This is a genomic window from Litorivivens sp. (genome assembly GCF_041625495.1).
Classification (GTDB): Bacteria; Pseudomonadota; Gammaproteobacteria; order Pseudomonadales; family Spongiibacteraceae; genus Litorivivens.
The window spans coordinates 1-12,042 of the sequence record NZ_JBFJTH010000002.1 but is presented as its reverse complement, the minus strand read 5'-3'; the positions used below and the strand labels follow the sequence as shown (position 1 = coordinate 12,042).

Genomic DNA, 12,042 nt, shown 5'->3' with positions numbered 1-12,042 from the left:
GCAACATTATTGTTGTGGTAAACAGACTCGACTGCTAAGCAAAGTCGCGACGTAACGCTAGCGGACTATGCCCCGCGATGATTGTCGAATCGAATCGGATAGCAGCGTAATCTCAGGGGTTTTCTCGGCCAGCTCGTCGAGCCTGGCTAGCGCCTCTTCGGTCGTCAGCCCCTGGCGGTATATAACTTTGTAGGCACGGCGAATATCGCTGATGGCGTCACTTGAAAAGCCTCTTCGCTTGAGGCCTTCTACATTTACGCCTTTGGCTTCTGCCGGGTTACCGGTAACGGTTACATAGGCCGGCACGTCTTTACCCACCGCAGCACCCATGCCAAGAAAACTGTGGGCGCCCAGCTTGCAGTACTGATGAACCAGCGCATAGCCGCCCAGGATTGCCCAATCACCCAGCACCACGTGGCCCGCAAGCGCAGCATTATTCACCATGATGCAATGATCACCCAACACTGAATCATGCCCCACATGGGCATAGGCCATCAGCAGGTTGTGATTGCCAATGACCGTTTCAGCGCGATCCTGCACGGTTCCGCGATGAATAGTCACCCCCTCACGAATGACATTGTTGTCACCAATAGTCAGAGAGGTGCGCTCGCCTTGATATTTGAGATCAGGGGTATCTTCACCAACGGACGAAAATTGATAGATACGGTTATTTCGGCCCATTTTGGTGGGCCCCTTAAGTACCACGTGGGAGGCGATCACACAGTCATCACCGATTTCCACGTCTGGCCCAATGATTGTCCATGGGCCAATCTCGACGTTCTCACCAATTTTTGCTGAGGGATCAATAATGGCGCGAGGGTCTATCATAATCAGCGAGCCCGGTCTGCGCAGAGGATAGTGGCCGAACAGGCGAGTTTACCTTCCACATAGGCCTGGCACTCAAACTTCCAGATGCCACGTTTGTCAGAAACGTACTGCACTTTCATTTCCAGCTGATCACCGGGAACCACCTGCCGTTTAAAACGCACATTATCAACGCCGGCAAACATGTAGATCGACCCGTCCGACGGCTTTTTGTCCATGGTTTTGAAACCCAGAATACCGGCCGCCTGGGCCATGGCTTCAATAATCAATACCCCGGGGAAGATGGGAATCTCAGGAAAATGACCGGTAAAAATCGGCTCATTAATAGTGATATTTTTGATCGCTGTGATGCTTTTCCCTAGCTCAAGCTCGGTTACGCGATCCACTAACAAAAAGGGATAGCGGTGCGGGAGGTACTCCCGGATTTCGTTAACATCCATCAACATGAAACTTTAGTTCCCAGAGTTTTTGTTTAAAAGCTTTTCTATTTCGCCCAAACGCTTAGAGAGGCTATCAAGCTGCGAAAAACGCACCGCACTTTTGCGCCAATCGCTAGTTGGCATCATCGGCGTCCCAGACGAGAAAGAAGCGCCTGGCTCAGTAATCGATTTAGTCACCAAGGTACAAGCGGTAACATGCACCCGATCTGCAATCGTTAAATGGCCTACAATGCCGGCACCGCCACCCACGGTGCACTGCTTGCCAATAACTGTACTACCGGCCACAGCAGATCTTCCCGCAAAAGCCGACCCATCACCAATCACCACATTGTGCGCTATGAGTACCTGGCTATCGAAAATTACGTCGTTACCAATAATCGTATCATCCAACGCACCGCGATCGATGGTGGTGCCGGCGCCAATTTCTACCCGGTCACCTATTTGCACACCGCCAAGCTGATAAATTTTATTCCACGCACCGCCGCTTGGCGCAAAGCCAAAGCCATCGGCGCCAATAACAACGCCGGAGTGTACGCGCACATCATTGCCAATCTTGACCCGGTGATAAACCGTAACGCCGGGAAACAGCACACAGCCTTCGCCTATCTGCACGTTGTCCGACAGCACCACCCCGGGATGTAACGCAGAACCGGCACCGATACGGCAGTGTTCACCCACAACAACATTGGCGCCAATGCTTACCCCTTTGCCTAATTGTGCTGTAGCAGCGACCACAGCCGAAGGGTGTATACCCTGCGGCGAAGGCGTGTCGTCAAACAGTGCTGTGGCTCGGGCAAACGAGAGATAGGGATTATCAGACAGCAGTTTTGGAAGGTCGGTACCAGCAGCCAGATCGCGGTGCAAAATCACCGCGCCAGCTTTCGTGTCGGCGAGCTGCTTTTGGTATTTGGGGTTGGCGAGGAAAGTTAACTGATGTGAACCCGCACTCGCCAGAGTACCAAGGCCATTAATCCTGAGGGAAGGGTCCCCGACACACTCGAGCTGCAGACTTTCTGCTATTTCACCCAGGGTATAGGTCGAGGACTGGCTCATGATTTACTTGGCCTGATTGATTTTATCGGTCACTTTGGCCGTAATATTGTAGGCGTTGGTCACGTGCAGCGTTGCCTTAGCATCGATGATCATACCGATATCATCATCCTTGATCATTTTGTTGACCACTTCCTGCAACTTGGGCCCTAAATCCTGAACCACTTCTTGCACAAGTTTTTGCTCGGCGGCCTTCAATTTGCGATAAACGTGCTCGATGTCAGAACGCTTTTCGCTGATTTTCTGGGTTTGCGCCTGCAACTGCTCCTGACTCATCACCGCGCTGTCTTTCTTCAGCTTGGCGACCAGCTCGTTGTGCTCTTCCTGCAGTTTTTCAACTTCTTTGAGGTTGGCCTTGAATTCCTTTTGCTCGCGCATGGCTTTCAGGCGTTCCTGCGCTTTGTCACTATTAAGTATTGCCGCCTGCACGTCCAGCACGACAATTTTTTCCGCAGCCATTGAAGCGCTGGCTGCAATCGCCAGCAACAGCGAAAAGGCGACAGTTTTCAGTTTCAACACAATACTTCTCCCAATGTTATTTCGTTACGTTCAAGTTAGAAGGTACGTCCCAGTGAGAACTGGAACACTTCGGTCTCATCAATAGCTTCGTCGTTAAGCGCGCGCGCCAGACTGAAGGTCAACGGTCCCATGCCGGTGATCCAGGTCAGGCCGAAACCCGCGGAATAGCGCAGCTTGGACAGGTCGACACCTGAGCAATTGAGCTGACTGCTGCGACAATTGGAGCTGAACACATTGCCTGCGTCAAAGAAAAAGCCCGAGCGCACCGAGCGCTGATCTTTGACGAAAGGCAGCGGCACCAGCAGTTCGATGCTGGTTTCAATCAATACATTGCCACCGAAGGGGTCTGTATCGTTTTCGAAGGATGTAGACACAAGTTGCCCGGTCGACGGGTCAACCACGTACGCTGCGCCAGACAAACCCGTTGCCTGATTGTTAGCATCGTAACCGGTCGCGGCCTGCGAGATGCGGTAAATCTGGGCCGGTGTACTGTGCGGCCCCAGCGTATTGCTCTTGTAGCCACGAATAGACCCAAACCCACCGGCGTAAAAATTCTCGAAAAACGGCAGCTCATCAAGATCACCGTAGCCGTCGCCATAGCCTAGCTCAGTTTTAAAGCGCAGCACAAAGTCGTTGACCAGGGGAACCAGCAACTGGCCGTTATACATCAACTTGTAATATTCGGTGTCAGAACCCGGCAACGCCACTTCCAGTGACAGGGTCTGAGAGGTGCCGCGAGTCGCCAACAAACCGCGGTTGAGGGTAGATCGCCGCCAGTTGGTTGAAATGGTGTAATTGTCGAACTCGTCACCGTAGAGATCGAGGAATCCTGGCTCGCTGCTTGGCGTTGCACTGGGCGACAGCGCGGAAATTGGCAATAGGGCTTCTTTGCCATCGTTATCAGCATCGTTGTATTTGCCGGTCGCAGAATCGAACTCAGACACAAAGTACTGATTTACAAAATCAAAGAAGCGCGGGCTCGACTTGATCTCCTGAACCGCACCAATACCAGCTTCAATTTCGGTATTGGCAAAGCCAAGACTGAAGCCCAGACGCTGTATTTCAGACAGCGGATAGCTGAAGTTCAGCGCCGCACCGGCGGTATTCGTGGTGTAGCTGGCGATATTGACCTCATCGAGATCTGCCTTGCGGTAATACACGCTGAAACCACGACTGACACCATCTTCGGTGTAGTAAGGCTCCATATAGTTAAAGCTGACATTGGTCAGGAAGTTTGACCGGGACAGGCCGATACCCACCTGCTTACCGGTACCAAAAAAGTTGTTCTGCTGGATATTGGCACCGAGGATCAGGCCGCTGTCCTGAGAGAAACCCACACTGGCAGCCAGTGAGCCCGAGCTCTGTTCTTCAACCACGTATTCAAGGTCGATCATATCGTCGGTACCCGGCACCTCCCGGGTTTCGACCTTTGCTTCCTTGAAGAAACCGAGGCGTTCCAGACGAATACGTGACAATTCAATATTGGATTGCGACGCCGGCGCCGATTCCATTTGCCGCATTTCCCGACGCAGCACTTCATCAGAGGTGCGGTGGTTGCCGGAGAAATCGATACGTCGCACGTAGGTTCGCTTGCCCGGATCAATGAAGAACTTCAGATCGACCAGCTTTTCGTCGTCGTTGATTTCGGGAATAGCCGACACCCGGGCAAAGTTATAACCGTCGTTACCCAAGCGCTTGGTAAGCAGCTCTTCGGTATTGGTGACCTTCACCTGGGAGAAAGTTTCTTCTGGTTTAGGAAGCAAATAGGGGGTCAGCTGGTCTTCCGGCAGTACCACATCGCCAGACAGTTCAACCTTGCCCACATTGTAGACATCACCTTCAGAAATATTGGCGGTAATGTATACCGATTCTTTATCAGGACTGATGGCCACTTGGGTAGAATCGATATTGAATTTGATATAGCCGCGATCCAAATACCAGGAACTGAGCTTCTCCAGATCACCCTTGAGCTTTTCCCTGGCGTATTTGTCACTGCTGGTAATCCAGCTGAACATGCCTGAAGGCTTGAGCTCAAACTCGTCCAGCAGCTCATCGTCTGAGAAGGCATGATTACCGACAATATTGATATGCTTGATGGCAGCGGTGCTGCCTTCATTAACGTGAATGCTCACCGCTACCCGGTTGCGAGGCTGGGCAATAACATCGGTTTCAATGCTCGCATCATAACGCCCCTGCGACACATACTGACGGGTGAGCTCCATGCGCATCCCTTCCAGGGTAGATCGCTTGAATACCTGCCCCTCAGAAAGCCCTGCGTTTTTCAAACCATCAAGCAGCGCCTCGGACTTAATCGCCTTGTTACCGTCAATGGTGATCTCACTGATCGAAGGCCGTTCAGCCACGATAATAACCAGCACGTCGCCGTCGCGGCCGATCTTTATATCGTCGAAGTTACCGGTACGGAACAGAGAACGCGCCGCCTGGGCGAGCATATCCTCGGATACCCGATCGCCCACATTGAGCGGCAGCGCCGCAAACACCGTATCGGCAGAGATACGCTGCAGGCCCTCCACACGAATGTCAGAAACCACAATACGCTCAGCCGCAAACGCGCCCAGCGACACAGACACTAATAAGCCGACAAGAAATCGCTTCACAATCTTTGAGAACACCAACAGTCCTTGGCCACCGCGCACCTTGCGGCAGCTATTTACTCATTATTCTGAAAGCCGGTCAGCTTACAGGCGCAATACATCGTTATAGAGGGCGAACACCATCAGGCAAACCACCAGGACAATGCCCACCTGGTTGGCAACCATCTGCACTTTCTCCGTGACCGGACGACCAGAAACCAGTTCGACCAGGCCATATACAATATGACCACCGTCGAGCACCGGTACCGGTAGCAGGTTCAGAATGGCCAGACTGATGCTGAGCAAAGCCAGCAAATTCAGCCAGGCCGACAGGCCGTACTCGGCCGAAGCGCCGGCAACTTTAGCAATGGTTATGGGCCCGCTCAAGTTTTTTGGTGAGAGCAGCCCGGTGATCATCTTATAGATGGATTCCACCGTGAACACGCTCATGTGCACCGTTTTGTGTGAGGCAGCAATAAATGCCTCCACTGGCCCGTAATGGTACTCGCGGAACCAACTGTCCGGGATCGGTGGCGGCGGCACTACAGCCATCCCGACAAAGCCAATCAATTCGCCCTTTTGCTCTCGTCCGGCGGGTGTAATCGTCGTGTTTTGACGATTGCCTTCGCGCTCGTACCCCAGTTCAATCGCTTTACCGGGACGGCTTTTTACATAGTCGACCCAAGCCATCCAATCTTCGATTGGCTGGCCGTCCGCAGCAACCAGACGATCACCGGCCTGCATTCCGGCGCGCTCGGCGGCACTGTCTGCTACTACTTCCTGAATAACGGGCTCAACTTTCGGGCGGTACAGTTCAATACCCAGCCCGGCCACAGGGTTCGGCTCCGCCACGCCCTTGAGCCAACCATCCAGAACAATCGTGGATTCGTAGATCAAATCCGACTCTGGGTATTTGGCCGCTATCGACAGCTCGCCGGTTTCACCCACCCGCTCGAGCAGGCGGATATTGAGCTGCTCCCAGGTCGGGGTTTCCTTACCATCGACCGCGACAATTTCTTGCCCGGCGGCCAGTCCGGCCTGCTGCGCCAAAGACCCCTGCTCAACCTCACCAACAATAGGGGCGACACCCCGGGTTCCACCCATAAATACCAGCCAGTAGACCAGCACGGCCAATACCAGGTTAGCAACAGGGCCAGCCGCAGCAATTGCAATGCGCTTAGCCGGTGACTGCCTATTGAATGCCAGATGTACTTCTTCCGGTGCTACCTCACCCTCACGCTCGTCGAGCATTTTGACGTAGCCGCCCAAAGGGATACCCGCCAGTGAAAACTCGGTATTGTGGCGATCACGCCAGGTTAGCAGCGGTTTGCCAAAACCAATGGAAAAACGTAAAACCTTCACCCCACAGCGCCGGGCCACCCAAAAATGCCCAAACTCATGCACCGCCACCAGAATTCCCAGGGTAACGACAAAAGCGAGTATGGTTTGCAAGGCATCAAGCATCGTTGTTCTCTATCAAGTTCGAATCAGCACGATCATTTCTTCTATTAACGCCATTAGCAAGGCAGAAGGGCCTGCAATTCTGCCTCAGCAGCGGCACGCCCCTGTTGATCAGCGACTTTGACATCGTCCAGGCTGATCGGTTCAACCACCGCCACGATGGACATCACTCGTTCTATGATCTCCGGTATCGCGGTGAACGCCAGCTTGCCATCCAAAAATGCCGCCACAGCAACTTCGTTAGCCGCGTTAAGCACAGCCGCAGCGGTGCCACCGCGCGTAACCGCCTCGCGCGCCAGGCGTAGGCAGGGAAACTTGTCTTCATCCGGTGCCTGAAAATCCAAACGCCCCTGGGTAATCAGATCCAGACTACCCACTCCCGATGGAATACGCTCGGGCCAGGCCAGCGCGTGGGCAATCGGCGTGCGCATATCAGGGTTACCCAATTGTGCCAGTACCGAACCGTCGACGTATTCAACCATGGAGTGAATGATACTCTGCGGGTGAATCACCACATCAATGCTTTCGGGGGGAGTATCGAATAACCAGCAGGCTTCAATCAGTTCCAACCCTTTGTTCATCATGGTGGCCGAATCGACCGATATCTTGCGTCCCATGGACCAGTTTGGATGGGCGCAGGCCTGATCCGGCGTTACGCCTGCCAGCGCCTCAGTGGGCACCTCCCGGAACGGCCCACCAGAACCCGTCAGCAGAATACGCCTAACCCCCTGTGCGGGCAGATCACGGCGACTGCCATCGTCCAGACACTGGAAGATCGCGTTGTGTTCACTGTCGATTGGCAACAAAACGGCGTTCGCTTTCTCAACAGCCTCCATAAACAGGCGGCCGGCCATCACCAGGGCCTCTTTATTGGCGAGCAGAACTTTTTTGCCGGCATTCACCGCCGCTAGCGTTGGCTCGAGCCCTGCGGCGCCGACAATGGCAGCCATGACCACGTCCACTTCACTGGCTGAAGCCACATCGCACAGGCTTCTCTCACCGGCCAAAACCCGGGTTTCTTCAAAACCTGCATGCTTTACCTTGTCGGCCAGTTCTCTAGCGGCAGCGGCGTCGCGGAGCACCGCAAAGCGCGGCCGAACCGCTTCAATCTGAGCGAACATTTCCGCCACGCCAGTATTGGCGGTCAGAGCATAGATCTGAAAGCGCCCGGGCTCTCGCGCCAGCACGTCCAGTGTGCTGAGCCCGATTGAGCCTGTGGATCCGAGTATCGTTACATTTTCCATTTACTGCGCCCGCACTATGCCGCTTACCAGCCGATCAACATCATACCCAGCGTAAACACTGGAATCGCCGCTGTCAGACTGTCGAGCCTGTCGAGCAGGCCGCCGTGTCCCGGCAGCAAATTGCCGCTATCCTTGATTCCCCGGTGACGCTTGAACATGCTTTCCAGCAAATCGCCCAATACCGAGGCCAAGGAAGCGATACCAGACAAAACCATGAACGGAACGAGTGCGACCGGCAGCCCACCAGGCCACAGCATGGCTGCCGCCAGCGCCAGCGCCTGACTGGCCGCCAAGCCTCCCCAGAAACCCGCCCAGGATTTATTGGGGCTGACATTAACAGCCAGCTTGGATTTACCCCAGGCACGCCCGGCGAAATAGGCTCCGACATCGGCGGCAATCACCACCAGCAGCACATAGATAATCAGCAAAACACCCTGACCCTGCAGACGCAGATAACACAGCGCCAGCCAAGTAGGCAGCAATACAACAAAGCCCAGCAGCGCTCTCACCGCGAGGTTACCCCACAACCTGGCACTACCGGGATAGCCCATCACCCACAGCAAGGCAATCGCCCACCACACACCGGCTATATGCAATACATCGCGAATCACTTCGCTGTCGGGAACAACGCTGGAAAGGTTGGATTCGAGAAACAGTACGCCCATCCCCGCCGCCATCGCCAGCGTGTAAAGCGCCCGCAACACCAGCGACCCAATACCCGAGAGGTCCGACCATTCCCAGGCCGCACCCAGCACAATCGCTGCGAACAGCACCATCAGCGCTATCGGCTCCAAAACGGCGAGCAACAGCACCAGCGGAACCACGATCGCAATCGCGGTGATAATTCGTTGTTTAAGCAAGATTTTGACCTTTGGTGTTATTGTTGTCGTTCGGGGACGCGTCCAAGCGGCCTCCGAATCGACGTTCACGGTCAGCATAACTCTGTAATGCCAGTGCCACCTGATCGCGGTCAAAGTCGGGCCACAGCGCATCACAAAAGTAATACTCGGCATAGGCCAACTGCCACAGCAGGAAATTGCTGAGGCGATGCTCACCCGCAGTACGGATACACAGATCCGGGTCAGGCAGGTGCGCCAGGCTAAGTTGCTCGGCCAGCCGCTCTTCGGTGATCTCATCAGGTGCCAGCTCACCAGCCTTGACCTTTTCAGCCAGATTACGCGCAGCCTGGGTAATATCCCACTGCCCACCGTAATCGAGCGCAATATTCAGGCTTGTTTCCCGGTTAAATCGGGTCGACTGCTCGGCATAGTCCATTTTTGTTAATAAGGACTTTGACAACCGATCGCGTCGACCAATAAACCGCAGCCTGACGCCGTCCTCTTTGAGCTTGCGAATTTCACTGTCGAGGTAGTTGGAAAACAACTTCATCAGCGCATTCACTTCGGCCGTGGGGCGCCGCCAGTTTTCACTGCTAAAGGCAAACAGCGAGACCGTGCGAACCCCGGCGTCCTGAAACGCAGCCAATACCTCGCGAATGGCCTCTACGCCGGCACGGTGGCCAGCGTAATCTTTAAGTCCGCGACGTTTGGCCCAACGGTTGTTGCCATCCATAATGATGGCGACGTGACGGGGTACCGGCTGCGAAACGGTTTCAGTACTCATCAAACCGTCAGATTTCCATCAGGTCTTTTTCTTTTTCCGCCAGCTCGCGGTCAATTTCAGCGATATACTTGTCGGTCAGTTTCTGGACATCATCGGCGGCGCGACGCTCCTCATCCTCACTGATGTCCTTATCTTTCTGCAACGCTTTGAGATCAGCCAGCGCATCGCGACGGATATTACGCACCGAGACACGCGCATTCTCAGCTTCTTGACGGGCCTGCTTGATGTAGCCCTTGCGTGTTTCTTCGGTCAACATCGGCATTGGAATGCGAATATTAGCCCCAGCCGTGCTGGGATTCAGACCCAGATCCGACTTCATGATCGCCTTTTCGATTTCCGGCACCATGTTCTTTTCCCAGGGAATCACCGACAGCGTACGCGCGTCCTCAACATTGATGTTGGCCACCTGACTCAGTGGCGCATCAGACCCATAATAGGAGACCTTGATGGAGTCCAAAATGCTCGGGTGAGCGCGCCCGGTGCGAATCTTGTTGAAATTCGTTCCCAGTACGTCCACGGATTTACTCATGCGCTCAGCGGCGTCTTCTTTGATTTCGTTAATCACTTACTGTTCTCCTGACGATTCAGATACCAGCGTACCTTCTGTTCCGCCCACTACAATACTTAACAGCGCGCCTTTTTGCTCCATCGCAAAAACGCGCAGTGGCATACTGTGGTCGCGGCACAGACAGATCGCCGTCAGATCCATCACTTCCAGTTTTTTATCGAGCACCTCGTCATAACTAAGGCGATCGTATTTTACTGCATTGGGGTCTTTCATCGGATCAGCACTGTAGACACCGTCAACCTTGGTTGCCTTCAGTACCAGATTGGCTTCCATCTCAATACCGCGCAGACAGGCTGCGGAATCGGTCGTAAAGAAGGGGTTGCCCGTACCGGCTGAAAAAATCACCACCTCGCCGCGCTCCAACGAGCGAATGGCTTTGCGGCGGTCATAGTGATCTACCACACCACTCATAGGAATGGCCGACATGACACGGGATTTGATATTGCTGCGCTCCAGCGCGTCTCGCAATGCTAGCCCGTTCATGACGGTGGCCAGCATGCCCATGTGATCCCCAGTTACCCGGTCCAGGCCCGCGGCGTTCAATGCTGCACCCCGAAACAGGTTGCCGCCACCAACGACCAGGCCAACCTGCACGCCAATACCGACCAGCTGGCCAATCTCCAGCGCCATGCGATCCAGAACTTTGGGGTCAATACCAAAACCCATCTCGCCCATGAGCGCTTCGCCGCTCAGTTTCAACAATATACGCTTGTACTTTTTGTCGCGGTTTTGACTGCCCATAACCATCCGGCCCCGTTGTAAATTGCGCGTATTGTAATACGAAAATGGGGCCCGAAGGCCCCATTTTTTGGGAGAGGAATCAGCCTTTTAGCTGTGCGGCTACTTCTGCCGCAAAATCCACTTCCTCTTTTTCGATACCCTCACCTACTTCCAGGCGGACAAAACCGAGAATATCGGCGCCGGCGCCTTTAAGCAGCTTACCAACCGTTGTGTCAGGATCTTTTACAAAGGCTTGCTCAGTCAGGCTGTTTTCAGCCAGGAACTTACGAATACGGCCTTCGATCATTTTCTCAATGATTTCCGGCGGCTTGCCGCTTTCCTGGGCTTGCGCGGTGTAGATCTCACGCTCTTTCTCGATCATATCGGCAGGCATGTCGTCGGGCTTGGCAACCTGAGGGTTAACCGCCGCCACGTGCATGGCTACATCGCGCGCCACTTCAACGTCACCGCCTTTCAGCGCAACCAGTACGCCAATACGGTTGTTAGAGTGAACATAGCTGCCTACCGCACCACCTTCAGCTGTTACCACATTGATGCGACGAACAGAGATGTTCTCACCGATTTTCTGAACCAGTGCCTCACGGGCAGTTTCCAGCTCGCCAGCCATCAAGGCAGCAACGTCGTCCTGCTTGGTTTCAAAGGCTTTCTCAACAACCTTGCTCACAAATCCCATGAAGTTGTCGTCACGCGCAACAAAGTCGGTCTCGCTGTTAACTTCAACCAGCACACCGTAAGAACCGTCTTCGGCCACTTTGGCTGCAACCACACCATCCGCCGCAGTACGACCTGCTTTTTTGGCGGCTTTCATGCCACTGGACTTGCGCAGCTCTTCAATCGCCAGTTCGATATCACCACCGGCTTCTACCAGTGCCTTTTTACATTCCATCATGCCGAGCCCTGTGCGCTCGCGCAGTTCCTTAACCATGCTTGCAGATACTGCAGCCATTTGAAATTCCTCCGGAAATTGGCCCGACCAT

The 12,042-nt window shown here is 54.2% G+C and carries 12 protein-coding genes; all 12 read right to left on the bottom strand.

Translation table 11 applies throughout. The annotated features are described in order from the left end of the window. Positions 1 to 57 precede the first annotated feature (57 nt). On the bottom strand, positions 58 to 834 hold the full coding sequence (gene lpxA / locus ABYP39_RS00430) for an acyl-ACP--UDP-N-acetylglucosamine O-acyltransferase (RefSeq protein ID WP_372780761.1): 777 nt from the start codon (positions 832 to 834) through the stop codon (positions 58 to 60). Continuing rightward, on the bottom strand, positions 831 to 1,268 hold the full coding sequence (fabZ, locus tag ABYP39_RS00425; RefSeq protein ID WP_372748458.1) for a 3-hydroxyacyl-ACP dehydratase FabZ: 438 nt from the start codon (positions 1,266 to 1,268) through the stop codon (positions 831 to 833). Before fabZ ends, lpxA begins: the two co-directional genes overlap by 4 nt. Before the next feature lie 9 nt (positions 1,269 to 1,277). Next, positions 1,278 to 2,318, bottom strand: a complete 1,041-nt coding sequence (lpxD, locus tag ABYP39_RS00420) for a UDP-3-O-(3-hydroxymyristoyl)glucosamine N-acyltransferase (RefSeq protein ID WP_372780746.1) — start codon at positions 2,316 to 2,318, stop codon at positions 1,278 to 1,280. 3 nt (positions 2,319 to 2,321) lie between these two features. Further along, on the bottom strand, positions 2,322 to 2,834 hold the full coding sequence (locus ABYP39_RS00415) for an OmpH family outer membrane protein (RefSeq protein ID WP_372750293.1): 513 nt from the start codon (positions 2,832 to 2,834) through the stop codon (positions 2,322 to 2,324). A 35-nt stretch (positions 2,835 to 2,869) separates the two neighbouring features. Beyond that, positions 2,870 to 5,452 (bottom strand): outer membrane protein assembly factor BamA, encoded by a 2,583-nt coding sequence (gene bamA / locus ABYP39_RS00410; protein WP_372780760.1) that lies wholly within the window; start codon positions 5,450 to 5,452, stop codon positions 2,870 to 2,872. Between the two features lie 81 nt (positions 5,453 to 5,533). Beyond that, on the bottom strand, positions 5,534 to 6,892 hold the full coding sequence (gene rseP / locus ABYP39_RS00405; protein WP_372780745.1) for a sigma E protease regulator RseP: 1,359 nt from the start codon (positions 6,890 to 6,892) through the stop codon (positions 5,534 to 5,536). Positions 6,893 to 6,945: 53 nt separating this feature from the next. Further along, positions 6,946 to 8,133: a 1-deoxy-D-xylulose-5-phosphate reductoisomerase gene (gene ispC, locus ABYP39_RS00400; protein WP_372780744.1), complete on the bottom strand. Its 1,188-nt coding sequence runs from the start codon at positions 8,131 to 8,133 to the stop codon at positions 6,946 to 6,948. A gap of 23 nt (positions 8,134 to 8,156) precedes the next feature. Beyond that, positions 8,157 to 8,993 (bottom strand): phosphatidate cytidylyltransferase, encoded by an 837-nt coding sequence (locus tag ABYP39_RS00395; RefSeq protein ID WP_372747460.1) that lies wholly within the window; start codon positions 8,991 to 8,993, stop codon positions 8,157 to 8,159. Further along, positions 8,986 to 9,756: a polyprenyl diphosphate synthase gene (uppS, locus tag ABYP39_RS00390; protein ID WP_372747459.1), complete on the bottom strand. Its 771-nt coding sequence runs from the start codon at positions 9,754 to 9,756 to the stop codon at positions 8,986 to 8,988. The genes ABYP39_RS00395 and uppS overlap by 8 nt, the downstream gene beginning before the upstream one ends. A gap of 7 nt (positions 9,757 to 9,763) precedes the next feature. Then, a complete protein-coding gene (frr, locus tag ABYP39_RS00385; RefSeq protein WP_372747458.1) occupies positions 9,764 to 10,321 on the bottom strand; it encodes a ribosome recycling factor in 558 nt (185 codons plus the stop codon). After that, entirely contained in the window at positions 10,322 to 11,065 is a 744-nt protein-coding gene (pyrH, locus tag ABYP39_RS00380; protein ID WP_372747457.1) for a UMP kinase, read from the bottom strand. Positions 11,066 to 11,144: 79 nt separating this feature from the next. Then, positions 11,145 to 12,011, bottom strand: coding sequence for a translation elongation factor Ts (tsf, locus tag ABYP39_RS00375; RefSeq protein WP_372747456.1), 867 nt, complete (start codon positions 12,009 to 12,011; stop codon positions 11,145 to 11,147). Positions 12,012 to 12,042: the final 31 nt, after the last annotated feature.

Bases quoted from the DNA above. Each gene is read 5' to 3' on its own strand.
- tsf (WP_372747456.1), bottom strand. From the start codon at position 12,011: ATGGCTGCAGTATCTGCAAGCATGGTTAAGGAACTGCGCGAGCGCACA.
- uppS (WP_372747459.1), bottom strand. From the start codon at position 9,756: ATGAGTACTGAAACCGTTTCGCAGCCGGTACCCCGTCACGTCGCCATC.
- pyrH (WP_372747457.1), bottom strand. From the start codon at position 11,065: ATGGGCAGTCAAAACCGCGACAAAAAGTACAAGCGTATATTGTTGAAA.
- rseP (WP_372780745.1), bottom strand. From the start codon at position 6,892: ATGCTTGATGCCTTGCAAACCATACTCGCTTTTGTCGTTACCCTGGGA.
- lpxD (WP_372780746.1), bottom strand. From the start codon at position 2,318: ATGAGCCAGTCCTCGACCTATACCCTGGGTGAAATAGCAGAAAGTCTG.
- ispC (WP_372780744.1), bottom strand. From the start codon at position 8,133: ATGGAAAATGTAACGATACTCGGATCCACAGGCTCAATCGGGCTCAGC.